At 66.1% G+C, this 24,087-nt stretch carries 26 protein-coding genes, 3 tRNA genes and 1 rRNA gene; 18 read left to right on the top strand and 12 right to left on the bottom strand.

Translation table 11 applies throughout. The features are described 5' to 3' along the window. Positions 1-42 precede the first annotated feature (42 nt). The 7 genes from NO930_RS05915 (at position 43) to NO930_RS05885 (ending at position 7,110) form a co-directional block, all read left to right on the top strand. The gene (locus NO930_RS05915; RefSeq protein WP_256402833.1) at positions 43-1,332 is read left to right on the top strand and encodes an adenosylhomocysteinase; all 1,290 of its coding nucleotides are present in this window, start codon (positions 43-45) and stop codon (positions 1,330-1,332) included. A 379-nt stretch (positions 1,333-1,711) separates the two neighbouring features. Beyond that, entirely contained in the window at positions 1,712-2,443 is a 732-nt protein-coding gene (gene nucS, locus NO930_RS05910; protein ID WP_137784365.1) for an endonuclease NucS, read from the top strand. A gap of 100 nt (positions 2,444-2,543) precedes the next feature. Beyond that, positions 2,544-3,074, top strand: coding sequence for a 50S ribosomal protein L16 (locus NO930_RS05905; RefSeq protein ID WP_256402832.1), 531 nt, complete (start codon positions 2,544-2,546; stop codon positions 3,072-3,074). A 140-nt stretch (positions 3,075-3,214) separates the two neighbouring features. Further along, a complete protein-coding gene (locus tag NO930_RS05900; protein ID WP_256402831.1) occupies positions 3,215-5,269 on the top strand; it encodes a DEAD/DEAH box helicase in 2,055 nt (684 codons plus the stop codon). Between the two features lie 95 nt (positions 5,270-5,364). After that, positions 5,365-5,435: transfer RNA gene (locus NO930_RS05895), tRNA-Pro, on the top strand. 140 nt (positions 5,436-5,575) lie between these two features. Continuing rightward, positions 5,576-5,649 (top strand) — tRNA-Phe (locus NO930_RS05890). Between the two features lie 321 nt (positions 5,650-5,970). Then, positions 5,971-7,110, top strand: a complete 1,140-nt coding sequence (locus NO930_RS05885; RefSeq protein ID WP_256402830.1) for a GAF domain-containing sensor histidine kinase — start codon at positions 5,971-5,973, stop codon at positions 7,108-7,110. 308 nt (positions 7,111-7,418) lie between these two features. Here the strand turns inward: NO930_RS05885 and NO930_RS05880 are convergent, their stop codons facing one another. Then, positions 7,419-7,751, bottom strand: a complete 333-nt coding sequence (locus NO930_RS05880) for a zinc ribbon domain-containing protein (RefSeq protein ID WP_256402829.1) — start codon at positions 7,749-7,751, stop codon at positions 7,419-7,421. Between the two features lie 46 nt (positions 7,752-7,797). Then, entirely contained in the window at positions 7,798-8,304 is a 507-nt protein-coding gene (locus tag NO930_RS05875; RefSeq protein ID WP_256402828.1) for a hypothetical protein, read from the bottom strand. Between the two features lie 244 nt (positions 8,305-8,548). On the opposite strand from NO930_RS05875, the gene NO930_RS05870 reads away from it, so the two are divergent. Beyond that, positions 8,549-8,743 (top strand): cold-shock protein, encoded by a 195-nt coding sequence (locus tag NO930_RS05870; RefSeq protein ID WP_137783147.1) that lies wholly within the window; start codon positions 8,549-8,551, stop codon positions 8,741-8,743. Positions 8,744-8,892: 149 nt separating this feature from the next. Here NO930_RS05870 and NO930_RS05865 read toward each other — a convergent pair whose 3' ends face one another. Continuing rightward, entirely contained in the window at positions 8,893-9,207 is a 315-nt protein-coding gene (locus tag NO930_RS05865; RefSeq protein WP_137783148.1) for a 2Fe-2S iron-sulfur cluster-binding protein, read from the bottom strand. A 142-nt stretch (positions 9,208-9,349) separates the two neighbouring features. On the opposite strand from NO930_RS05865, the gene NO930_RS05860 reads away from it, so the two are divergent. From NO930_RS05860 to NO930_RS05845, 4 genes are all read left to right on the top strand, one after another. Then, a complete protein-coding gene (locus NO930_RS05860) occupies positions 9,350-10,390 on the top strand; it encodes a DUF7093 family protein (protein ID WP_256402827.1) in 1,041 nt (346 codons plus the stop codon). An 87-nt stretch (positions 10,391-10,477) separates the two neighbouring features. Next, positions 10,478-10,861, top strand: coding sequence for a DUF5611 family protein (locus tag NO930_RS05855; protein WP_137783150.1), 384 nt, complete (start codon positions 10,478-10,480; stop codon positions 10,859-10,861). 303 nt (positions 10,862-11,164) lie between these two features. Next, on the top strand, positions 11,165-11,623 hold the full coding sequence (locus tag NO930_RS05850; RefSeq protein ID WP_256402826.1) for a universal stress protein: 459 nt from the start codon (positions 11,165-11,167) through the stop codon (positions 11,621-11,623). A gap of 72 nt (positions 11,624-11,695) precedes the next feature. Further along, positions 11,696-12,673 carry an ROK family protein gene (locus tag NO930_RS05845; protein WP_137784751.1) on the top strand — a complete coding sequence of 326 codons (978 nt, stop codon included), beginning with the start codon at positions 11,696-11,698 and terminating at the stop codon, positions 12,671-12,673. An 11-nt stretch (positions 12,674-12,684) separates the two neighbouring features. Here NO930_RS05845 and NO930_RS05840 read toward each other — a convergent pair whose 3' ends face one another. After that, positions 12,685-13,695 carry a PrsW family intramembrane metalloprotease gene (locus tag NO930_RS05840; RefSeq protein ID WP_256402825.1) on the bottom strand — a complete coding sequence of 337 codons (1,011 nt, stop codon included), beginning with the start codon at positions 13,693-13,695 and terminating at the stop codon, positions 12,685-12,687. Between the two features lie 77 nt (positions 13,696-13,772). On the opposite strand from NO930_RS05840, the gene NO930_RS05835 reads away from it, so the two are divergent. The 3 genes from NO930_RS05835 (at position 13,773) to NO930_RS05825 (ending at position 17,031) form a co-directional block, all read left to right on the top strand. After that, positions 13,773-14,186: a DUF7532 family protein gene (locus NO930_RS05835; RefSeq protein ID WP_256402824.1), complete on the top strand. Its 414-nt coding sequence runs from the start codon at positions 13,773-13,775 to the stop codon at positions 14,184-14,186. Between the two features lie 2 nt (positions 14,187-14,188). Further along, the gene (locus NO930_RS05830) at positions 14,189-15,661 is read left to right on the top strand and encodes a ribonuclease FAU-1 family protein (protein ID WP_256402823.1); all 1,473 of its coding nucleotides are present in this window, start codon (positions 14,189-14,191) and stop codon (positions 15,659-15,661) included. A 230-nt stretch (positions 15,662-15,891) separates the two neighbouring features. After that, positions 15,892-17,031, top strand: a complete 1,140-nt coding sequence (locus NO930_RS05825) for a glutamate-cysteine ligase family protein (RefSeq protein WP_256402822.1) — start codon at positions 15,892-15,894, stop codon at positions 17,029-17,031. Positions 17,032-17,056: 25 nt separating this feature from the next. Here NO930_RS05825 and NO930_RS05820 read toward each other — a convergent pair whose 3' ends face one another. The 3 genes from NO930_RS05820 to NO930_RS05810 all read right to left on the bottom strand — a co-directional run bounded on the left by NO930_RS05820 (position 17,057) and on the right by NO930_RS05810 (position 18,552). Then, positions 17,057-17,383 carry a NifU family protein gene (locus tag NO930_RS05820; protein WP_137782886.1) on the bottom strand — a complete coding sequence of 109 codons (327 nt, stop codon included), beginning with the start codon at positions 17,381-17,383 and terminating at the stop codon, positions 17,057-17,059. 116 nt (positions 17,384-17,499) lie between these two features. Continuing rightward, on the bottom strand, positions 17,500-17,823 hold the full coding sequence (locus NO930_RS05815; protein ID WP_137782885.1) for a hypothetical protein: 324 nt from the start codon (positions 17,821-17,823) through the stop codon (positions 17,500-17,502). 123 nt (positions 17,824-17,946) lie between these two features. Next, positions 17,947-18,552, bottom strand: a complete 606-nt coding sequence (locus tag NO930_RS05810) for a 2Fe-2S iron-sulfur cluster-binding protein (protein ID WP_256402821.1) — start codon at positions 18,550-18,552, stop codon at positions 17,947-17,949. Between the two features lie 106 nt (positions 18,553-18,658). On the opposite strand from NO930_RS05810, the gene NO930_RS05805 reads away from it, so the two are divergent. Beyond that, positions 18,659-19,141: an RNA-binding protein gene (locus tag NO930_RS05805; RefSeq protein ID WP_137782883.1), complete on the top strand. Its 483-nt coding sequence runs from the start codon at positions 18,659-18,661 to the stop codon at positions 19,139-19,141. Between the two features lie 94 nt (positions 19,142-19,235). Continuing rightward, the gene (locus NO930_RS05800) at positions 19,236-20,165 is read left to right on the top strand and encodes an endonuclease/exonuclease/phosphatase family protein (RefSeq protein ID WP_256402820.1); all 930 of its coding nucleotides are present in this window, start codon (positions 19,236-19,238) and stop codon (positions 20,163-20,165) included. 23 nt (positions 20,166-20,188) lie between these two features. Here NO930_RS05800 and NO930_RS05795 read toward each other — a convergent pair whose 3' ends face one another. The 3 genes from NO930_RS05795 to NO930_RS05785 form a co-directional block, all read right to left on the bottom strand. Continuing rightward, positions 20,189-20,884, bottom strand: a complete 696-nt coding sequence (locus NO930_RS05795) for a DUF1028 domain-containing protein (protein WP_256402819.1) — start codon at positions 20,882-20,884, stop codon at positions 20,189-20,191. Positions 20,885-20,946: 62 nt separating this feature from the next. Next, positions 20,947-21,561: a VOC family protein gene (locus tag NO930_RS05790; RefSeq protein WP_137782880.1), complete on the bottom strand. Its 615-nt coding sequence runs from the start codon at positions 21,559-21,561 to the stop codon at positions 20,947-20,949. A 116-nt stretch (positions 21,562-21,677) separates the two neighbouring features. Beyond that, the gene (locus NO930_RS05785) at positions 21,678-22,517 is read right to left on the bottom strand and encodes a hypothetical protein (protein WP_256403149.1); all 840 of its coding nucleotides are present in this window, start codon (positions 22,515-22,517) and stop codon (positions 21,678-21,680) included. Between the two features lie 207 nt (positions 22,518-22,724). On the opposite strand from NO930_RS05785, the gene NO930_RS05780 reads away from it, so the two are divergent. Continuing rightward, on the top strand, positions 22,725-23,528 hold the full coding sequence (locus NO930_RS05780) for a DUF7839 domain-containing protein (protein ID WP_256402818.1): 804 nt from the start codon (positions 22,725-22,727) through the stop codon (positions 23,526-23,528). 64 nt (positions 23,529-23,592) lie between these two features. Here the strand turns inward: NO930_RS05780 and NO930_RS05775 are convergent. Together NO930_RS05775 and rrf are read right to left on the bottom strand one after the other, a co-directional pair. Next, positions 23,593-23,668: transfer RNA gene (locus NO930_RS05775), tRNA-Cys, on the bottom strand. 140 nt (positions 23,669-23,808) lie between these two features. Then, positions 23,809-23,930: ribosomal RNA gene (gene rrf / locus NO930_RS05770) — 5S ribosomal RNA — on the bottom strand. Positions 23,931-24,087 lie beyond the last annotated feature (157 nt).

Below are 24,087 nucleotides of genomic sequence, written 5' to 3'. Positions count from 1 at the left end.
CCCTGTCGGCAGGGTTTAGTGCGGCGTGAGCGAACTGCGAGTATGAGCGAAACCGCGTACGCGCCGGTATCACAGCACCTCTCAGACGTGGAGGCGGCTCGGGAGGAGGGCCGCCGGAAGATGGACTGGGCGCTCCAGCACATGCCGATCTTGAACGCGCTCCGCGAGGAGTTCGAGGAGACGCAGCCGCTGGCGGGCGAGACGATCGCGATGGCGATGCACGTCGAGGCGAAGACGGCGAACCTCGTCGAACTCCTCGCGGACGGCGGAGCCGAGGTGGCGATCACCGGCTGTAACCCGCTCTCGACGCACGACGACGTGTCGGCCGCGCTCGACACCCACGAGTCGATCACCTCGTACGCGGTCCGCGGCGTCGACGACGAGGCGTACTACGACGCGATGCACGCCTGTCTGGCCCACGAGCCGACGATCACCGTCGACGACGGGATGGACATGGTGAAGCTCGTTCACGAGGAGTACCCGGATCTGATCGACTCGATCGTCGGCGGGGCCGAGGAGACGACCACCGGCGTCGATCGCCTGCGCGCGATGGACGCCGACGGAGAGTTACACTACCCCGTCTTCGCCGTCAACGACACGCCGATGAAACAGCTCTTCGACAACGTCCACGGCACGGGCGAGTCGTCGCTCGCGACCATCGCGATGACGACGAACCTCTCGTGGGCCGGCAAGGACGTCGTCGTCGGCGGCTACGGCCAGTGTGGGAAGGGTGTCGCGAAGAAGGCGTCCGGCCAGAACGCGAACGTCATCGTCTGCGAGGTCGACCCGCGGAAGGCCTTGGAGGCCCACATGGAGGGGTACGAGGTCATGCCCATGCGAGAGGCTGCCAAGTCGGGCGACGTGTTCATCACCACCACCGGCAACCGCGACGTGATCACCCGCGAGCACTTCGAACAGATGCAAGACGGTGTGCTGCTCGCCAACGCCGGTCACTTCGACGTGGAGGTGAACTTGGAGGACCTCGCCGACCTCGCGGTCGACCGCTACGAGGTCCGGGACGGCGTCGAGGGGTTCGAGATGGAGGACGGGCGCGTCCTGAACGTCATCGCGGAGGGCCGACTCGTCAACCTCGCCGCGCCCATCGCCCTCGGCCACCCGGTCGAAGTGATGGATCAGAGCTTCGGCGTGCAGGCGGTCGTCGTGCGCGAACTGGCCGAGAACGGCGAGGCGTACGAGCCGGGCGTCCACGACGTGCCCGACGAACTCGACCGAGAGGTCGCCGAGATCAAACTCGCCGCGGAGGGCGTCGAACACGACGCGCTCTCCGACGAACAGCGCGAGTATATGGACAGCTGGGAGCACGGGACCTAAGCGGTCGATCGGGCGTTTTGTGCATTTATTGAACAGGAGTATCTATTCGACAGACGCAGTGGGGCGCTTCCGAGCGGCCGCCACCGGCGGCCGCGAGGAGCCCGCGAGGTCGCCGCGCGTAGCGCTGGCTGCCAGAGAATCGAAGATTCTCGCTGGAGTCGGTCGACGGAGCGAAGCGGAGGCGACTGACGAGGCTGGGGAGGCGTGAGGTTCGGGGCGGTGCTGCGCGGACGGGACTCAAGACTGGGGCTCAAGACTGGGGCTTTGGAGACGTTCTCCGCCGATCCGCTCCCGGCTAGGTATAAACAGCCGACCGCCCGACCGACGCGACCGGCGTTCACGCGCTCCCTTTTTGAACGACAGACGCGTACGGAGAGCAGTGACAGTCACCAGCGTCCACGACCCGAGCCACCGCGAGGCGCTGTGGGAACTGGAGGACGCCTTCGAGCGCGGCGACCTGATAAGCCTGTTCGGGCGCTGTTCGGTCACCTACGAGGGACGCGCCGCGTCCGACCTCGGTGCGGGCGACCGACTTCTCGTGTTGAAACCCGACGGGGCCGCCTTGGTCCACACCGACGAGGGACGCCAGCCGGTCAACTGGCAGCCGCCGGGATCCGAGCACCGCGCCGCGGTGCGCGAGGGGCGGCTCCGCGTGGTCTCTGCGAGAACCAATCCAGCCGAGACGCTCACCGTCGCTTTCGAGGACGTACAACAGCTCTCGGCGATGGCCGTCACCGGGGGGCGCGACCTCACCCTCCATGGCAGCGAGGAGGACCTTCGAACGCGAATCTTAGAACGCCCCGACCTCGTCGAGGAGGGGTTCGAGCCGAAAGCGACCGAACGACCCTCCAGCGCCGGCCCGATGGACGTGTTCGGCGTCGACGCCGACGGCACTCCGGTCGTCGTCGAACTGAAACGGCGGCGGGTGGGGCCGGACGCCGTCGGACAGCTGGCGCGGTACGTGCGGGCGCTAGAGGAAGAGGTGGAAGCCGAAGAGCGCGGTCTCGCGGTTCGCGGGGTCCTCGTCGCACCGTCGGTAACGGACCGGGCCGCAGAGCGGCTGGCGGAGAGAGGGTTCGACCACGTCGCGCTCGATCCGTCGCCGGAGTGACGCCAGCACGGCGGTATCCGCGACCGACCGGTCTGACGGTGCGACGCCGCCGTATCGAAGGCTTTATCGACGCAGCGGAGGCTACATCGGACAAGTAGCCATGTCTGATAAACCCGCCTCTATGTATCGGACGATCGATAAGCCGTCCTACACCCGCCGCGAATACATCACGGGTATCCCCGGCTCGAAGATCGCACAGCACAACATGGGCGACCTGTCCGCGGAGCCGGACGACTACCCCGTCCAGATCAGCCTCCGCGTCGAAGAGGAGCTCCAGATCCGTCACGGCTCCTTAGAGAGCGCGCGCCTCTCTGCGAACCGCCACCTCATCAAAGAACTCGGCGAGGGGAACTACAAGATGACGCTGCGAAAGTTCCCCCACCAGGTCATCCGGGAGAACAAGCAGGCGACCGGCGCTGGCGCGGACCGTGTCTCCGACGGAATGCGGCAGGCGTTCGGTAAGCCGGTCGGGACCGCCGCGCGACTCAACAAAGACGACATCGTCTTCACCGCCTACTGCGACGTCGACCAGGCACCCGTGGTGAAGGAGGCGTTCCGCCGCGCGTACAACAAGCTCTCGCCGCCGTGTCGCATCACGGTCGAGCGCGGCGAGAAGCTGCTCGTCTCGTAGACGACCGCTCGGACTTTTCGAGCACGGGTCGCGTCCGAACAGCGGCGCTTTCGCCACGCTCGACGGCTACTCGGAAGACGGCGAGACGGAGAGACGTCGAGCCGAACTCCTGAAATACCTCGCTCGCGTATCGACGGGCAGTGTCACAGCAGTTGGCCGAGGTCGAGACGCTCTTTCTCCACGAGGCGCGGAGCGATTACACCGTCGTCGCCGTCCGCGACGGTAACCGGGTGCTCCGCGGGCGGCTCGAACTCAAGGAGACGTCCGCGGGACCTCGACCGGGGAAGTTCCGTGTCGTTCGCGACGGGGAGGACGAACCCCGACGACCGGACGAGTTCGTCGACCTCGCGCGTGCGGCCGATAGGATTCGGATATCAGAGCAGACTGCCCCCGAGAACCGCGAGCGCCTCGAAGCGATGTTGGACGGCTACCAGCTGGAGGCGCTCACCGTGCGAACCTGCCGACGGTGTGCGAACGACGGACGGTACGGACCGATAACGGCGGATACCGCGATCGAGCACAACGACGAGCTGATCTGTCAAGACTGTGCTCGGCGGGAACTGGAGCGGGAGCTGTCGTACAAAGGCGAGTTCACGGGCGCGGCCGAGGAGCGTCTCGAAGAGCTACTGTACGAGTCCGGTGATTTAGATCGGATCGTCAATCTGTTACAGGGCGGTCTCGACCCGGATCTCACGAAGTACGACGAGGTGTCTGCGAACGTCGACGACGTCTCGCCGGTGTCGACCGCCGATTTGGATCTCCACCCCGATCTCGCGGACCACGTCCAGGGACGGTTCGACGAACTGCTCCCGGTACAGAGCCTCTCGGTGCGGAACGGTCTGCTCGACGGCGACGACCAGCTCGTCGTGAGCGCGACCGCGACGGGGAAGACGCTCGTCGGCGAGCTGACCGGGATCGACCGCGCGCTGAAGGGAAACGGGAAGCTCCTCTTTTTAGTCCCGCTCGTCGCGCTCGCCAACCAGAAGCACGAGGACTTCGAGGACCGCTACGGCCACTTGCTCGACGTCTCGATCCGCGTCGGATCCTCCCGGGTGAACGATGACGGCAACCGATTCGACCCGAACGCCGACGTGATCGTCGGCACCTACGAGGGGATAGACCACGCGCTCCGGACCGGCAAGGACCTCGGCGACGTGGGGACGGTCGTCATCGACGAGGTCCATACGCTGAAGGAAGGCGAGCGCGGCCACCGGCTCGACGGGCTCATCTCGCGGCTGAAGTACTACAGCGAAGACCGGATGGAGACGCACTCGGGGTACGACGGCACGCAGTTCGTCTACCTCTCGGCGACGGTCGGGAATCCCGAGTGGCTCGCCGAGAAGCTGCGGGCGACGCTGATCGAGTTCGAGGAGCGGCCCGTCCCGATCGAGCGCCACGTCACCTTCGCCGACAGCCGCGAGAAAGCCGACATCGCCGACAAGCTCGTCAAGCGGGAGTTCGACACGAAGTCCTCGAAGGGGTACCGGGGACAGACGATCATCTTCACGAACTCCCGCCGGCGATGCCACGAGATCAGCCGGAAGCTCAGGTACGACTCCGCGCCGTATCACGCCGGTCTCGACTACAAGCGGCGCAAGCAGGTGGAACGCCAGTTCGGGAACCAGGACCTGTCGGCGGTCGTCACTACCGCGGCGCTCGCCGCCGGCGTCGACTTCCCCGCCTCGCAGGTGATCTTCGATTCGTTGGCGATGGGGATCGAATGGCTCTCGGTACAGGAGTTCTCCCAGATGCTCGGGCGGGCGGGACGCCCGGACTACCACGACCGCGGGCGGGTGTACCTCCTCGTCGAGCCTGACGGGGTCTACCACAACTCGATGGAACGCACCGAAGACGAGGTCGCCTTCACCCTGCTCAAAGGCGAGATGGAAGACGTGGCGACCCACTACGACGAGACGGCGGCGGTCGAGGAGACGCTCGCAAACGTGGTCGTCGCGGGCAAGAAGGCGAAGCGGCTCAACGACCGAATGATCGGCGACGTGCCGACGAAACACGCGGTCGGGAAGCTGCTCGAATGGGAGTTCATCGACGGGTTCGAGCCGACGCCGCTCGGTCGGGGGATCACGAGGCACTTTCTCGCGCCCGACGAGGCCTTCTTCATGCTCGATTCGATCCGGAAGGGGACCGATCCCTATCAGATCGTCGCCGATCTCGAACTTCGCGACGACGAGGAGTGAGCCCGCGGCGAACCGGCAGGGGTGCGTGCGAACTGTCCGCGCGGGTCGAGACGCAACGAAACGCTTTAGCGGCCGATGCGGGTAGATAAGGGCACGGGACCGTGGGTTAGTGGTATACTCCGGGCCTTGGGTGCCCGTGACCCCGGTTCGAATCCGGGCGGTCCCACTTCTGCGGCGCGAGCAACTCCGCGAGCAGCAGCGAAACGGATCGGAAGACGGTGAAGCGAGTCGACGGTACGGTTCCCCCGATCCGCCTGCCGCCTTTCGAAATCCTTTTGTCTCGAATCGGCGTTGGTCCGAGTGCGAGCCGCCTTAGCTCAGACTGGGAGAGCACTCGACTGAAGATCGAGCTGTCCCCCGTTCAAATCGGGGAGGCGGCATAGTTTTTCGGCGCGATCCGCATTTGTTAGTCCCGATTGAAGATCGAGCTGTCCCCCGTCCCCGCGAGCGAAGCGAGCGGGGAACAGTGAGACGACCGGAGAGAGCCTCACGCGTTTTAAATCGGGGAGGCGGCATTTTCCTGCGAACCTACGAGGGAGCGCAGCGACCGAGTCGTGAGCAGTGAAAATGCTCCCAGTTCCACGCGTGTTCCGGTCGAGCCGTCGTCCGTCTCGTACTTCACATTTAGCGTATCACAGGGGAGTCAGACGAAGAGAACGGTGCCGCATCTTAATATATACGCTTCACCTCGCTTATGTAGGATGCCTCAGGGAACGGACGGCGAATCGAGTGGGACGGCGTCAGACCGGCCGTACCCCGAGGTAAAGGATCTCGAGATCCCGGAGGACATCGTACAGAAGTGGCAACAACTGCTCGACATCACGGCCGAGATTTTCGAGGTGCCGGCGGGGCTCATCATGCGTATCGACCCGCCGTACATCGAGGTGTTCGAGGCGAGCGGGAACCCAGAGAACCCCTACGAGATCGGCGGGACGGAGGACATGCTCGGCCTCTACTGTGAAGAGGTGGTGCTCTCTCAGGAGCCGCTACACGTCCCGGACGCCCAGCAGAGCGACCGCTGGCGGGACAACATGGATGTAGAGGAGTTTGGCCTGGTGTCCTACCTCGGGTACCCCATCGAGTGGCCCGGCGGCGCGGTGTTCGGGACGATCTGCGTCCTCGACGATGAGGAGCGGGAGTTCGAGGGAATCTACCGCGACCTCCTCCAGCAGTTCAAGCGAATGGTCGAAGTGGACCTCGAGATGATCGTCCGACAGCAGGAGCTCGAAGCGAAGAACGATCGGCTCCAGGAGTTCGCCACCATCGTTAGCCACGACCTCCGGAATCCCCTGAACGTCGCTGAGGGGCAGCTCGAACTCGCACAACAGGAGTACACCAACGAGCACCTTAGGGCCGTTGAGCGGGCCCACGAGCGGATCCACGTCCTGATCGACGACCTTCTGACGCTGGCGCGCAACACCGACCGGCCGACCGAACTCGCGTCGATCGAGCTCGGGGCGTTCGCCGAATCGTCTTGGCAGAACGTCGACGTCGGCGACGCGACCCTACACGTCGATGTCGAGCAGACCGTCCGCGCCGACGCGAGTCGCCTCGGGCAGGTGTTCGAGAACCTGTACCGGAACGCGATCGAACACGGAGGAGCGGACGTCCACGTCTGGGTCGGCCCGCTCGAGGACGGGTTCTACGTGGAGGACGACGGCCCCGGCATCGACGTCGCCGACCGAGAGCGCGTGTTCGAGTCCGGCTACACCAACTCGAGGACTGGAAGCGGGTACGGCCTCGCGATCGTGGCCGACATCGTTGCCATACACGGCTGGGACGTCGAGATCGTCGAGAGTGCGGCCGGCGGCGCGCGCTTCGAGTTCAGAGGCGTCGAGTAGTCCGAGAGTCGTTATCGGCTTAGGGTTCCGTCGTCGCTCTTCCGAGTGTAGCTTTCGCCCCGAGAGGTCGTTCATATCGTCGAGCGACGTTCTCGCTCCAGCGAATGGGTACTGTGAGCCGATAACGGTAGCCGCCGAGTGTGGTTTCCGATACCCCGTTTTTTCTATCGTTCAGGTACATGTCTTTGGCTTCAGCCGGGGAAATGTGTTCGAGTTCAGTTTCGCTCGTGTTTCTCCGAACACCAGCCGGAGTGAGGATGTGTGCTCTCTGGGTTATTCCCCGTTCAAATCGGGGAGGCGGACGTGACTCATCCCGTAGGTCGAAGCCGCGACGCGCACTGACGACAGTAGCTGAACGCCGGGTCGTTGATCGCGCCACATCGGGGACACGGGACCGACGCACCATCTCGGTCGCGCTCCCCGGTTTCCCTCTCGGTGTCCGCGGCTTCGTCTGGCGATGTTGACGGACCGGGGACTGACGTCTCATCCTCGGTGTGCGACTCCAGATCGCCAGATTTTCGCCGGCGGTGACGCTCCCTCGCTTCGTTGAAGATATCGCCGAGGACGCGGAGTCCCAGTGCGAGCACGGCGAGCAACAGCACGCCGATGACTGCGAGGTAGACCGTTCCGACCTCGACCATGCGAACGTCTACGGCCCGGAACGGTAGATATGCTTGGGGGAGGCATTCAGTACCGAAGCGTGGCGTCGAGGATGCCGGCGGTCTGGCCGAGGCCGACGAGCGCGAGACCGGCGACGATTCCCGGCGGAGACGAGGCGGCGACGACGGCGACCGCACCGGCGACACAGCAGGCGGCCCCGACCTCGTAGATCCGGGCGCCGACTTCGACCCGCCGAGCCGTGTACAAGAACCCGGCCGCGGGAAGCAGCATCCACCCGAAAACGGAGAGGGCGAACAGCGCACGCGGGGGGACGCCCCAGAGCGCGAGGAAGCCCGCGACGCCGGCGAGGGTGACCGGCGTGCCGACGAGAACCACGAGCCGCCACGCACGGAGCACGTCGGCGTCCATGTCCCGCCAAGAGGCCGCGAGGAACGCGACGAGGAGGACGCTCATGACGACGTGGGCGACGAACAGGGCGTGTGTCGAGACGATCTCAAGGACCGTCGCGGCGACGACGAGCCACGCGGCGGGAACGAGCAGCGCCGGACCGTTCTCGCGGAGGGACCGGAACATGGGATCGGTTCACGCCGAGCGAGGATACGCGTTTGGATCGGATTGAGGGGCCGGTGGCGAATAGTCGGTTCGGTTCGTCTCAGCGATCGAATCGAGGGAACGGTCGGTCTGTGAATCCCTCGTCCGATAAATACTCACTGTCCGCCGCTTCAGGTTCCAATACGGAACACGAATGTCCGGCAGCTGTCGTGGTAACTGTACACTCGCAATCCTTATCCCCCAAGCGGGCGTTCGTTGAGTTGCAATGGCGACCGGAAAGGTTGATTTCTTCAACGACACTGGCGGCTACGGATTCATCGAGACTGACGACGCAGACGACGACGTGTTCTTCCACATGGAAGACGTCGGCGGCCCCGACCTCGAAGAGGGACAGGAGCTCGAGTTCGAAATCGAGTCCTCCGACAAGGGCCCGCGCGCGTCCAACGTCGTTCGGCAGTAAGCCGATACCGATTAGGCGGGTCGGTCCGGCTGACGCCGAACACGGCTCTGACACGCGATACTGAACCATTCTGCCCGCGCTGCGGACCTCGTCCGTTGCGGGTTGTTATCCGCGCACCGAGCGGCGGCCACAGCGATCGGGCGGGGCGATCAGACGTGTTGGCCCCACAGCCCGCGGCCCTTCGTCACCTCGACGTCGCCTTCGACGCGGGCCTGACACGCGAGGCGCACGTCGTGGCTCGGGTGGTGCGGGGGAAGCCAGAGCCGGGCTTTTTCCTTCTTATCGGGCTCGCTGACGTCGCCCTCGATCTTGACCGCGCACGTGCCACACGACCCCATTCCGCGGCAGTTGAGCGCCTCGGATTTCCCGTTGTACACGGAGAGGCCGGCCTCCGCGAGCACGTCGCGTAAGATATCGCCTTTCTCGCACTCGATCTCCTCGCCCTGATAGGATACGGTCGGCATAGACGGTCACTGATACGAGGGCGACCCACAAAGAGTCTGTGTCACGTCGTGTCGACGAGGGGAACGAAGTGAGAGACCGTGTGCCGATCGTCAGACGCCGGACGGGGCGTTTTTTACGCTTCGGCACCGCAGAGGTGGCATAATGGGACTCAGGTGTCTGCTCGGACACGACTTCGACGAACCCGAACTACAGCGCGAACGGGAGGAAGACGGGAACGAGGTCGTCACGACCGTCACCGAGGTGAAGACCTGCGCTCGCTGCGGCGAGACGCAGATCGTCAGCGAAAACACCGAGGTCACGACGATGGAGCAGTTGGCCGAGGAGGCCGCCGTCGGAACCGAAACGGGCGATGGGACGGCGGGCACGGGCGAGCCCGAAGCAACCGATTCCGCTGGCGGAGCGGCCGACGAACCGAGCGCCGCCGCGTCGAGCAGCGCTGTCGATCTCGGAGACGCCGACGCGGCGGAAGAGGACGCGGTGATCATCGACGAGGGGCCGACCGACGCCGTATCCGGCGAGGAGCCGACGGCCGACGCGCCGGCCGCGACCGAGAGCGGGGGAACTGCACGCAGCGAGGAGGATGCGGAACTTCTCGACGAGGGGGCCGACGATGGCGACGGAGCGCGGGAGCAGGCCGGGTCCCCAGAGACGGACGCCGAGGAGGAACCGGCGACCGGCGAGGCCGCGGACGGCGACGACGGCGTTATCCTCGACGAGGAGACTGAGGCGGAAGCCGGTGAGCGAGAGCGAGGCGCGTGGCCGGACGTCGAGGAAGCGGAATCGGCGGGCGAGGACCCGACGCCGTGGCCCGAGCAACGGGGAGAAGACGAGGGGTTCAGCGCGGAGATCGACGACGGCGACGCGGACGGGAACGTCGAGTTCGGCGGCGGCCTCACTCCGGAGGCGGCCGAGGCGGCGGCAGACGAGGACGTCGAGTACGTGACCGCACCGGAATCGAGCGATGCGAGCGCGGCGGGCGGTGCGGACCGGTCCGCGGTGGACGACGGAGCACCGATCACCCACGGTTCGAGTCCGGATCTCGGAACGGCGAGCGACGACGTGACGACGGAGTACTACTGTCCCGAGTGCGAGATGACGCGGTCTGCCGACGGAAACTCCATGCGAGCGGGGGACATCTGTCCCGAGTGCAAGCGCGGATACATCGACGAGCGACCGATCTGACGGCTCGGAATCGCGCCGAGACACCGCTCAGCGGCGGCGAACCCCGTGACGAAACTGGTTTAGGCACCCCAATCGAACGGTGCCGATATGAAGGAGTACAAGATGCGACGCGGCGAGCATCTCGGAGACCGAATGCCCGATCTGAAGGGCTCGATCGAGGAGTACTTCGGCGAAGTCAGCGATACCGAGGAGTGGGAGGGCCACGAACTGTACGTCGTCGAGGACCCCGACAACCCCGTGTTCGAGCGCATCGTGGCCGGTGCGGCCGAGTACGGAAGTAAGAAGGACAAACTCGCGGTCCACTTCGAGGAGCGGCCAGCCGAAGACGTCATCGCGGAGGGCAACGCCGACGCCGCGGCCGACGCCGTCGACGCCAAAAACGACTTCTTACTCGAAGCCACCGGCCGCGATGCGAAATCGCGGCGCGACTCGTTGAAGCGCGAAGTCGAGGACGACGCGCCGGACTACTAAGACGAACTCACGTCGGCCGGTGTCTCGGCGGTCGGATCTGTTCTCTCGCCGCAGCAACCGCACCGAGCGAAGCGTGTGCCGAGCGATCTCGACGGACAGGCGTCAGAACGCGAGCCGAGGCGGACATCCGGACGCGAGCCGAGGCGGGCATCCGGACGCGAGCCGGGACGGACGCCCGCTCAGGCGACACGCCACATCGGCGGCGACGCGGGCCGCCGAGACTGTCAGGATTGATTGAATAAATTTATTCAGAACTGAGTTAAAAACTGCACATTTTAATCTGATCGGGCACTAACGGAACCTATGAGCATCGATACGGTCGTCTTGGCGGTCGGGACCGAAGGTGAGGCACAGACAGCACAGCTCGCGAAGGAGGCTATCGCCGTGGCCGAACCGGCGAGCGCGGAGGTGGTGTTAGTCCACGTGTTCGACGGGTCGGAGTTCGAGCGCATCCGAGCGAAGCTCGGGGTCGACGGAGGTGGCGAGGGCTCGATACCGGACGCCGTCGCGGAACGGCACACCACGACGCGCGCGCTCGGGGACGCCCTCTCGGCCGCCGACGTGCGCTACTCCGTCCGGGGGGCAGTCGGTGACCTCGCCGACGAGGTCACCGAGGCGGCGACTGACGTCGGCGCAGACCGAGTCGTCGTGGGCGGCCGTCGGCGTTCGCCGACCGGAAAGGCCGTGTTCGGCAGCGTCGCACAGGAGGTCATGCTCTCTGCTCCCTGTCCGGTGACGTTCGTTCGAGACGTCACGGCCTAACCCGCCGCGTCGGCACGCCGCGGGTCCCCAGAAGCGTCCTGCTTAAGTGATACCGGTTCGCCCGTTTACCCGATGCACTACGTGGGCGTCGACCTCGGGGCGACGAACGTTCGGGCGGTCGTCGGCGACGAAACGGCGACCGTTCTCGGGAGCGACTCGCGAGGAACGCCCCGCGGACCGAACGGGATCGCCGTGACCGAGGCGGTTTTGGGCGTCGTCCGCGGGGCGTGCGCGAACGCCGACGTCGACCCGTCGACGGTGACCGCGGCCGGCATCGGGTCGATCGGGCCGCTCGACCTCGCCGCCGGCGTGGTTCAGGGTCCGGCGAACCTCCCGGACACGGTCGAGCGCATCCCGCTCGTCGGCCCGGTCTCACGGCTTTTAGACACCGAAGAGGTGTACCTCCACAACGACACGATCGCGGGCGTCATCGGGGAGCGGTTCCACTCCGAGCGCAACCCGGACGACATGGTGTACCTCACTATCTCGTCCGGGATCGGCGCGGGCGTCGCCGTCGACGGCAACGTGCTCTCGGGCTGGGACGGCAACGCCGGCGAGGTGGGCCACATGACCGTCGACCCCCACGGCTTCATGACCTGCGGCTGCGGGCTCGACGGCCACTGGGAGGGGTACTGCTCCGGCAACAACATCCCGGAGTACGCCCGCGAACTACACGAGGAAGACCCCGTCGAGACGGTGCTCCCGGTGGAAGACCCCGACTTCACCGCGGTCGACGTGTTCGAGGCCGCGGGCGAGGACACGTTCGCCGACCACGTGATAGACCAGGTCGCACACTGGAACGCGATGGGAATCGCCAACGTCATTCACGCGTACGCGCCGCTCGTCGTGAGCGTCGGGGGGGCAGTCGCGCTCAACAACCCCGACCGCGTCTTGGATCCCGTCCGAGAGAAGCTCGCGGACATGGTGTTCATCAACGTTCCCGAGATCAGGCTGACCGCGCTCGGCGATGAGGTCGTCGTCAAGGGCGCGCTCGCGAGCGCGCTCACCGCCGGAACTGGCGACCGGTCCCGAGTCGAGAACCCGCCGTAACAACGGGCCGGTCAGCTCTCGAACTCGGTGAGCTCCGGCTCCATCTCGGGATCGACCGAGTCTCGGGTGTCGAGGTACGCGTCGCGGTACCGCCACACCTTTCGTAACAACACGTAGCCGAACGCGCCTTGGAAGGCGAGGACGAACACGAGGAGACTGCCGACGGACGGGATGCCGGTGATCCCGGATATCGCCGTCGTGACGGGGCCGACGAGCGTGTTGTACAGCGCGTGAATGACGGCGGCGAGTATCAGCCCCTTCACTACGATCGGCCCGCGGTTGCCGGGGTTGAACTTCGCGAGCCCGAGGTAGTACCCCGCGAACGCCGAGTAGATGACGTGGCCCGGCCCCGCCAGCGCGCGGAGCGCGGCGATGCCGTCGCCCGCGCCAAGTGCCGCGATTCCGAGCGTGAGTTCCCCGAGGTCGACCGACTGCGCGATGTAGACGAGGTTCTCGATGACGGCGAATCCGAGCCCGGCGATCGCGCCGTACACCGCCCCGTCGATCACCGCGTCGAACCGAGCGTCGGTGTACGCGTACAGCCGGACTGCGAGAAGCTTCACCGTCTCCTCTATCGGACCGACGATGACGAAGAAGAACGCGACCATGCCGAGGAACCCGAACCGCTGGAAGTACGGCTGTGCGACGCTGTTGAGGATCGCCGCGAACGTGGCGGTCAGGATCGACAACAGGAACGTCGCGACGAGAAGCGAGAGGGGTTCACCGCTCGTGACGTCCGAGACGTAGACGTACGCGGCGAGCCCGAGCGCCGGAACCGCGGACAGCCCGACGAGCATCGCGACCGCCGGATCGAAGACGAGTCCGAGACCGATCGACCCGAGTACGGTGAGGAGCCCGAGGAGCGCGACGAGGACCACGAACGCCTTGGCCGAGCGGGTAATGAACCAGTGTAACGCGACCGAGAGCCCGTCGAGAGACGTTCGTTCTTCCCACGTGGCGATGTCGTAGAGGTCGCGGTCGTCGTCGGCACGCGACTCGATCGGGTCCGACTGGGAGGACATGCGCGCGGATTTCGTCCACAGGCACTTAACGGATGGCGGACGACAGTCTTGAAACGCGAGCGCCCGAAACGGAGGGTATGCACTTCGACAGCCGGACCCAGCGGGCGCTCCGGGAGGCGGGGCTCGATACCGACGCGATCGCGGCGGCGTCCGACCGCGTCGCCGAGCTTGTCGCCGAGGACGCCGAGCGTCTGCGAGCGTTCTTCGACGAGGACGGCCCGTGCTACTCGGATATGGAACTGTCACACAGCACCGCGTCGGTCCAGGAACACCCGACGGCCGCCGTCGACCTGTTCACTCACGGCGGCGACCTCCGGGGATACCTCTCGCTCGACGGGTGGGGCGTCCCGGTCGAAGGCGGTCGGGTGCTCCGGAGCGAGAGCGGAGGCACGGACGGAGAACACGGGGGCCGGCCCGTTCTGATCGAACTGTCGCTCGGCGGGACCCTCCACGACCGCGTCCGGTTCGCCCGCAGCCGCGAGGTGTTGTGACCGTGAACGCCCGCGTTCGCGGCATTTACACGACCGGAATCACCCGCCTGCTGTTGGAGGCAGGCCACGAGGTCGTCGATGCGTCCGGGCCGATACGCCGACGGTTCGAGGCGGAGTTCCCGACCGCACCTCCCGATGTTCGGGTGGAGACGACCGCGGACAGACAGGGCGTCGGGGCGCACGGCGACCCGGAGGCAGTCGAGGACCTTCGCGCCCTCCTCGCGGAGATCGGACTCGACGCGCTCGCGTGGGACGACCCGGCTCCGCCCGGAACGGTGCTCGACGGCGAGGTGGCGGAGACGCTCGGCGGGGGCGCAGTCGTGCGTCTCCGGGTCGGGACAGGCGAACCGGAACGCGACGGAGGCGGGGGTCCGAAGACCGCGGAGGGGTACCTTCCGTACGGGAACGTCGACGATCACGTCGAGGCCGGGGATCCGGTCCGGGTACAGGTGCGCGAGTCCGCCGCGCCGTGGACGGAGCAGCGGCCGGCCCTCGACGGCTCGCTTCGGGTCGGCGGCGATCTCGTCTCGCTCGAACCGGGGTCCGGAACTCGCGTCGACGTCCGAAACGACGAGGCCGCGCGCGAACTCGCGGGAATGGTCGACCTGCTCGGACTGGAGCCGCCCGAGGGCTGGCGAGCCGTGTGGAAGCCGTCCGCGGTCGACGCCGGGACGGACGAGTTGGAGGCCGGCCTCCGCCGAGCCGTCGACGCGGCCGAACGGGTGGATTCGGTCGTCGAGGCGGCCGGGGGCCTCGGCGTTCTCGACGCCGCGAGCCGACTCCGCGACGAGCCGAGCGCCCTCCCGAACGCCGGCACGTGGGTCTGGTTCGGACGGGGGAGCCGGTTCGCGCTCGACGACGCGCGTCGCGAGGTGACCCCGACGATGCCGGGACACCACCGGGTGAAGGCGGGAACGTCTAGCGCGTCCGCGGGCGTCGACCTCGCGGAGGCGCTTTGTGAGCCCGGGCCGGACGCCGAGTTCCCGTTCGGAGTCGTGGCGGACGCGTTCGGCCCGACGGAGGGTGACGCGCTTCGAATCGACCACGGCAAGCCCGACGGGCGGGTCGTCACGCTCGGTGAGGCGACGGTGACGGGGGTCGACGCCGACGGGTCGGTCACGGTAGAGCGCGAGATGACGGGCGGGGGCACCTACGACGGACTGGGCGTCGACCGCGAGGCCGGGGACATCGCGGAGACGAGCCTGAAGGAGGGCCGATGGTGGTACCCGACGACGTACCGCGGCGGCGACGGGACGGTTCGGGGGACGTACGTCAACGTCTGTACGCCGGTCGAAGTGTTCCCCGACGCCGCGCGCTACGTCGACCTCCACGTGGACGTGGTGAAACGTCCGAACGGAGCCGTCGAACGGGTGGACGACGACGTCCTCCGAGAGTCGGTCGCCGCCGGCGACACGCCGGAGCCGTTGGCCGAGAAAGCCAGGAGCGTCGCGTCGGCGCTCGAAGACGCCCTGTAGCGAAACGGACACGCCGATCGCGGGACACTTTCAGCGCGCGGATCGAGCCGGTCGGAAGACACGCCGTATCGATCACGTATTAGTGTATTAGTATGACGAGTATACGGATCTACCAGATATTCTTGCACAAACATTATTACGCTATCTGCCCGATCCGCAGCCATGCTAGGTAATACCACTCATGACCGAGGCGGCGTCCGTGATCGAACCGACGCGCGTTTCATCGACCCGTGACAGATACCGCCACCGGGGGATCGGCGACAGGAGACGGCGGTGGAGAGCTACTCCGCAGCGTCGAGGTCGAGTACTGGGTGATAGACGAGGACGGACGGCTAACCGACCCCGGCGAACTCGTCGACGCGTCGGCGGGGGTCGAACGGGAGTTCGTCGTTCCGCTCTTGGAGGTAAAGACGACGCCGTGTGAGTCGACAGGAGAACTCCGCGAGGAGTTGTTCGAGCGGCTCGGCCGGGTCGTAGAGCGAGCCGACGCGCTCGGCAAGAGGCTGGTTCCGCTGGCGACGCCGATCTACGACGGGGAGATACCCGACCTCGGGAGCGAACGAACGCGGATTCAGCACCGCGTCGTCGGAGATCGGTTCGAGTACGTCCGTCACTGCGCCGGTACGCACGTCCACGTCGAGCAGCTCCCGGGACGAGAGATCGACCAGCTCAACGCGCTCACGGCCCTGGATCCGGCGTTGGCGCTCGTCAACTCCTCTCCCCACTTCGGGCACGAGTCGTTGGCTACGGGCGCACGGTCGATGCTGTATCGGTGGATGGCCTACGATCAGCTCCCACGGCAGGGGGAGTTGTGGTCGTACACCGATGACACGGAAGAGTGGGCGAGGCGGCTCGAGCGCCGGTACGAGTCGTTCGTCACCGAGGCGGTCGTCGCCGGCTGTGAACGAGAGACCGTCGAATCGTGTTTTACCCCCGAGAGCGCGGTCTGGACTCCGGTCAAGCTCCGAGCGGAGTTCGGAACGGTCGAGTGGCGCTCGCCGGACGCCGCGCTGCCGAGTCAGATCGTCCGGTTGGCAGACGACGTCGTCGGTATCGTCGAGCGCCTCGGGGACGCTGATCTCCACGTCGGCGGCGATCCCTACGGCGTCGGAGACGAGGCCGTCGTCCTCCCGACGTTCGACACCGTTCGCGACCGCGTCGAAGACAGCGTCCGGAACGGGCTCGCCTCGAACGCGGTCCGTTCGTACCTCGATCGGATGGGGTTCGACGTGGACGCGTACGAACCGCTGTCGGCGGAGCTGCGTGAGTGGGGATCGCTCACCGAGACGGACGCGAGGCGGATGCGTCTCGACTGTGCAGACCGGCTCGAACGAGACGTCTACCGGCGACGGCCGCTCATCGGCGACTGAGTCCCACCGAGGAGGCGATGGACGGTCAGAAGTGGTTCGCGGATTCGGTCTCGTGTTTGAGTTCGCCGCCGCGCCCGCCTTCGACCGTGGACGCGCCCTGATCGCCCGAGGAAGCGGTCCGAACGGTCACGTTCGTGACCTCTTCGAAGTCCATGATCAGGTCGCGGCGGATGTTGTCCGCGGTGATGTTCGAGATTCCACAGCCGGAGCAGGTACCGCCGAGTTCGACGACGACCTCGCCGGTCTCGGGGTCGGCCTCGCGGACGACGCTCGTGCCGCCATGCATCTGAATGATCGGCATCTGACCGACCATCCACTGCTCGACTCGCTCGGCGAGGCTCTCGTCGCTCATTGCCCCGTGTTGGAGCCCGACCGTATGGAAGCTTGCGGTTTGCGAGCACACCGAGCGGGCGAAACGAACTGTGTCATCGTCGATTCGGCGGGTTACGTCGACGTCGGCTGGCGGGGTCACTCGTCGGGGTCGTCGGAGTCCGATCCGCTGGGGAGGTGTGTCGGGTCCGGCGGTCCGTCGGCGTGCGTCGAGTCGTCGCGTTCGAGCAGGTACAAGAGCGGCCCCATGACGGCCAACACGAGCACGCCCGGAAGGGGAGCGTCGGGGACGAGAACCGCGGTGACGACGCTCGCTCCGGACGAGAGGAGCACGAGCGCGGCCCACAGAAACGGTGAGCCGACCTCGACGCCGATTCGCGTCGCGTCCCGGTAGACGAGAACGGACGCGAGCGCGACGACCGCGGCGACGACCCCGCCGCCGAGAAGGGTAATGAGAGACATACGTGTACTTCACGCGAGCCGAAAAAAGGGTGTCGCGCCGGACGATAGACACCGGTTTGAGGGGACGAGCCGGCGGAAAACGTGGGCCAGCCAGAGGCGCTCGACACCGCGGTGGCGGGTGAGCTAGGGTGCCTCGCCGGTCTCGATGCTGAAGGAGTCGCGGGGGTACGCGACGCACGTCAGCGTGTATCCGTCGTCGAGCTCGGGGTCTTCGAGCATCTGCTGGTTGTCGTGTTCGACGAAGTCCTCGGACGGACCGTCCGTGATATGGCCGGCACAGGAGACACACTGTCCCTGCCGACAGGCGTACGGCAGATCCCAGCCCTGGTCTTCGCCCTGTTCGAGGATCGGCTGGTCGTTCGAGAGCTCGATCGTCTCGCCCTGTTTGACGAACTCGACGTCGAAGTACTTGACTTCGTCTTCGGGGATGTCACCGGGGCCGGAACTCGCAGCGCTCCCGTCTTCGAGTTCACCCTCTTCTCCCTCCGCGCCGGCGGGAATCGCACCGCCGCCGCCACCGCCGCCGATGGCCCGGTTGCCCGGCTCGGGGAAGTCGGTCTCCGGTACGGCGGATGCGCGCCGTTCGAGGACCGTGTCCGAGATGTCCGTCGTCGGTTCCCACCCCGTCCCCTTCAGCGAACTGACGAGGACCACGGTCAGCGTCGCGATCCCTGCGATAACGATCGCGAGCGGGTTCGCGAGCGACGTGATCGCCAGTGGGTTGAGCATACGAGTCGATACGAACAGGTTGCTTAAGGCCGTTTTGATCGGTCCAACGAGGCGAGAGTCGGCGTGGAGCGGACCATTTATCGGCCGAGCGGTCGACAGAGCGTCCATGCAAGTGAAATCGCGGCATCACCTCCGGAGCGACGACATCGACGCGATCCGCGAGGCGGTCGCGGACCACCTCGGCGTGGACATCGACGGGGACACCTTCGAGTTCGTCGAGTTCGTCGACGCGGACTACGAGCTCGTGTTGGTCGACGGCGAACCGGCCGTCTTCTACGTGGACGACGACGAGCCCTTCCTCACCGTTCGAGGCGCGAACGACTACGAGCCGGAGACGGGCGTCGTCACGGTCGACGCCGGTGCTATCTCGTTCGTCTCCGACGGCGCCGACGTGATGCGACCGGGGATCGTCGAAGCGGACCCCGCGATTCGCGAGGGAGATCTGGTCGTGATCGCCGAGGAGACCCACGGCAAGGTGCTCGCGGTCGGTCGGGCACTGGTCGACGGCGACGAGATGGCCGGCGAGAGCGGCAAGGTCGTCTCTTCGATCCACCATGTCGGCGACGAGCTGTACGAGTTCTCGGCGTAGCCACGACCTGGAGGTACGCCCGGATCTGCAGGGGCGCACTTCGTCTGTCGACGCGCCGGACGTTTTAATCGCCCACCACCCCACCGCACTGACAATGACCGGGATTCGGATCGTGAGCTACAACGTCCGCTACGCGAACCGTAACGATCACCACGACGCGTGGCACGAGCGGCGCGACGCGGTCGCACGGCTCGTTCGGTTCCATCGGCCGGACGTCGTTGCGTTCCAGGAGCCGATCGCCGAGCAGCGTCGCGACCTCCGGGAGCGGCTTCCGGGGTACGCGCTCGTCGGCCGCGGACGCGACGACGGCGGCGACGGCGAGGGATGTCCGATCGGGGTTCGCACGGACCGGTGGCGGATCGCCGACCACGGGACCTTCTGGCTCTCCGAAACGCCCGGCTCGCCGTCGACAGACTGGGGCGCAACCCATCCGCGGATCGCAACGTGGGCGCGCGTGCAACCGGCCGGCGACCGCCCCGGCGAGACGCGAGGCGACGGAGACCGAGAGGCGGGTGACGGCGGCAGACACCGCTCGTTCCTCGTCGCCAACACGCACTTCGACCACGTGAGCGGCCGGGCCCGCCGGGCGTCCGCGCGGTTACTCCGGCGGCGACTCCCCGAGATCGCCGGCGACGCGAGCGAGACGGCGACCGGTGGCGAGGCGGACCACCGACGTCCGTTCGTGCTCGTCGGCGACCTCAACTGCACTCCGGGGTCAACCCCGCACCAGATACTCACCGAAACGGACGGTGGCGGCGAAGCCGAGGGGGGCGAGAACGAAGGACGGGACGGCGTGAACGCCTTTCGTGACGCCGCCGTGGCGGCCGACCTCCGGCACGGACCGGCGACCAGTCTGACGGACTTCGCACGGCTGATCGACGGCCGGCGTATCGACCACGTGCTCGTGTCGCCCACCGTCGGCGTCGAGTCGTTCGCGACGCTAACCGATCGCGACGATCGAGGGCGATACCCGTCGGACCACCTCCCGGTGTTCGCGAAAGTGACGCTTCCGACGAGCCACTGATCAGACGGGCTTCCGCAAGGCGTTCACTCGGCGTCCCCCGACGCGACGGCGTACTTCTCTGTCACCGCCTCGTAGCCGCGCATCGCCGTCTCGTAGGTCTCACGAAGGGTCGAGATCGGCGTCTCCGTGGCGTCGACGCGGAGGTCGTTGTAGTACGGAGAGATATCGAGCGTCTCGGTAGTCGTGACCAAAAGCGCCGCAGACTGGACCGAGAGGTCCTCTCTTCGGTCTCCGCCCGCATCGTGACCGGCCGCGAGCGCGTCGATCAGCCGTCCCGCAAGAGGAGCGTCGGCGTGTGCGCTCGACTCGTAGGTAGCCGCGGCGTCTTCGACGACGTCTCGGTCGGTCAGCAGATTTCCCGCGACGGTGAAGTTCTCACCGACGACGTGCCCGCTCCAGTCTCGGCACTCCTCTCCGGTGAACGCGAAGACGTCGTCGGCACCGACGCCGTGGACCTGCCGCTTCTCTCGCCCGTCGTCAGCGTTCAGCAGCGACCGAAGCGCGTCGTCCACTACGAGACCGTCTGCGAGGTACTCCACTCCGTTCCGACCGAGATCCGGATTGGCGAACGACTGCGTCGCCACCGCACCGTCGGCCGAGGCGAACGGACAGAGCGTGCCGACGCCGGGGAGTCGAGCCGTCGCCGCCACACCGTACCTGATCTGTCCGGTTCCACCGTCGTCGGTGTATCGCTCGCGAACACAGATGCTGAACGTCACATTCGTGTTGACTCGTCGGACGACAAAAGCACGGGGCTCGGACGCGAGCGATCGGCCCGTTTTCAGACCCCGACGCCCGCGTCGGCGTCCGGAAGGTCGTACTTGTTGACGGGAAGCCCCAGCTCCTCCAAGGCAGCCTCCATGTGTCGATCCTGAGCGAAGTCGGCACCGTCCTCCTCGCGTATCCGCTGTGCCGTCGCGAGGACCTCGCCCTTCCTGTCGTCCGGGATCTCGTACTTGTCGGACGACAGCTCGATGACGAGCCCGTTGTTGTCCTGCGTGTAAATCGAATGGAATATCCCGCGGTCAAAGACGTTGTACCCCTTTCCGGCCTCGGAGAGCGCAGCCATGATATCCTCGTACTCGTCCGGATCGACGCTGAAACAGAGGTGGTGGACCGCGCCGGTTCCGGCTCGCTGACCGCGAGCAGACGGACGGTCGTCGCTCACAAAGAACGTCAAGATCCGCCCGTCGCCCGTGTCGAAAAACAGGTGCGTCTGCGAGGGATCATCGAGGTTCGGCTGCCGCAACACGAGCGGCATACCGAGCAGGTCGCGGTAGAACGCGATCGTGTCGGCCTCGTTGCTCCCCCAGACGGTGACGTGGTCGGTGCCCGTCGTGTGAAACGGTGCGTCAGGGAGGTCGGTCGTGACCGGCGTCGAGTGGTCGTCGCTCATACGCAGGGTACGAGACGGATACATAAAAATACGGACGAGACGGAGGGGTGATCGGCTGACGCCGGTGTTATCGCATCGAGCACAGACGCGCAGTTAAGGAAAAATACGGGAGAGTTTCAGTATCGGGACGGAACGAACGCCGTGGCGGCGAGCAGCAGCGTCGAGAGGATACTGAGGACGATCACTCGCGTGAGACCGTTGTTGTACCGCTGGTGTTGCTCCTGCTGGTCGACCTGCGCCTCGTAGGCGGCGATGTCCGTAGAGAGCGTCAGCGTCGACGCGTCCGGGTAGTGTGCGACGAACTCGGTCTCGCCGATCGTGACCATCGACTCCTGTCCGACGTCTATCGTCTCGGTCTGTGTCCCCTCCCAGACGACGACCGCCTGACCGGTCGTGACTTCGTCCACCGTCACGGTCCGGTCCTGATAGTCGATCGAATCGCCGGTCGAAAGGGATCGCTCGTCAGGTGCCGGGAAGTACTCCTCGACCGGAACCAGCGTCGTCTCACCGTCCTCGGTGACCGCGACGTACTCACCGTCGTCGCGAGTGACCGTCTCGTTGTCAGCCGCGTCGTCGCTCTCGAGGATCGCCTGCCGGTCGAGAACCTCGACGAGCGTGAACGAGCTCGGGTCCTCACCCGAGATCTCGACGCGCCACTCGGTGTCGTCGATCGTCACCGTCGACTCGTTGGCCCACGCCTCCGACATCTGCGTCTGGAACTCGCGTTCGAGCGTGCCGGAGATCACAGTCGTGGCCGAACCGCCGTGTCCACCCCCGCCCTCCTCGGTCTCGGAGATGCTAGCTACCGTGTACGTCCGGTCGTCCACGTCGATCGTATCTCCCTCAGATACCTCGAAATCTGGGTTTTCGAGCGCTATTTCCGGAGACTCAGCCGTCGCGGTGAGGACGCCGGCCACCCCCGCGATGAGAATGAAGAGCGTGGCATACACGGCCACAGCGCGTCGTTGCATAGTTGCAGCATGGGTCACCCGGTGTATAACGGTTACTAAGCCGAGCGCGATCGCCACACCGTGGGAACGGCGCACCCACTCGAACCGATCCGATCCCACGGTGGATCGACGCCGCTCCCACAGCACAGAGCGGACGCGAAACCACCGCGCCGGGACAGTACAATTTTACTTGTAGAGCGTCGACGGCCGACAATGGCAGATCCCGACAGGGACACACCCCCAGAGGTCCTCGACAGCAAGCGCGACGCGACGCGCTATCAGGTGTTAGTGGAAATCGCCGCACGCCAACCCGCAGTGAGCCAGCACGAGATCGCAGACACGATCGGTGTGACCTCACAGGCAGTCAGCGATTACGTCCGAGACCTCGTGGAACACGACTACGTCGACAAGCGCGGTCGGGGTCGATACGAGGTGACGAAAGAAGGGGTCGACTGGCTCATCTCGCGAACGGACAACCTCGAAGCGTACCTAGAGCGTGTCACCTCCGACGTGTTGGGAAGCGTCGAGGTCGACGCCGCGATCGCGATCGACTCCATCGACGAGGGGACAGAGGTCGGACTGGTGATGCGCGACGGAATCCTCCACGCCGACCCCGACGGCGGCACGGCACGCGCCGTGGCCGTCACGAGCGGAGACCCCGGCGAAGCCGTCGGAGTCACCGACTTCGAGGGAGTGGTCGACTACGAGACCGGATACGTCACCGTCGTCCGCGTGCCGCAAGTCACCGACAGAACTCCAGTGGATCCAAGCCGCATCGACGAGTGGCACTCGGGGGACCAACTCGTCGCGACCGCCGGAGCCGAGGCGTACGCTCTCGTCACGCGTGCCGGTATCCGGCCGGACATCCGGTTCGGTACGGTCGAGGCCACGACGGAGGCCGCCGTCCGCGGCGTCGACCTCCTCCTCGTCGTCGGCCCCGACCAGCTGTCACAACACACGACCAAGTTCCGAGAGACGAACGTCCCCCACGAAGTGCTCGACGCCGCCGATCTGTAATCTACACGAGCGACTTAGGTCCGGCGCGGTACTACCACAGCCGTGACTGTCCGTCTGAAAATCAAGCCAAGGGCCGGATTTGAACCGGCGTTGGGCGGCTCTGCAGGCCGCTGCGTCTGACCAGACTCTGCCACCTTGGCGCTATCGAACGTACCGCAGTCGAGCGTTTAAGCCTAGCGGTCGGGAAGGGCGGACTAGCGCGTCCGCTCTTCTACATAGACAAAAAGCCCAGCGACGTGGTGTCGCTGGGCGTGGGTGGGAGTGTGCTCCCGTATGAGTGGGTAGGCGGCGAACCGCGGTTCCCAGAGGATCGCTCACTCCAGTACTTCCCGGTACGCTGGTGGGCTTAACTTCCGTGTTCGGAATGGGTACGGGTGTGGCCCCACCGCTCTGGCCGCCTTCATGCCGACTCTCGGACTCGAACCGAGACTCTCTACCATAGAGAGATCCCTGTGTCGGTTGGTTCCGATCTCGCGATCGGCCGACCGTGTGTACGTGCGATCCAGTTACCGCCTGAACTCATGCGAGTGTGGTGTCAGTGCCGTATGATTGTGGCTTC

The sequence above is a fragment of the Halorubrum salinum genome (genome assembly GCF_024494575.1).
Taxonomy (GTDB): domain Archaea; phylum Halobacteriota; class Halobacteria; order Halobacteriales; family Haloferacaceae; genus Halorubrum; species Halorubrum salinum.
The sequence above is the reverse complement of the archived record's forward strand: the minus strand, read 5'-3'. Positions and strand labels throughout refer to the sequence as shown.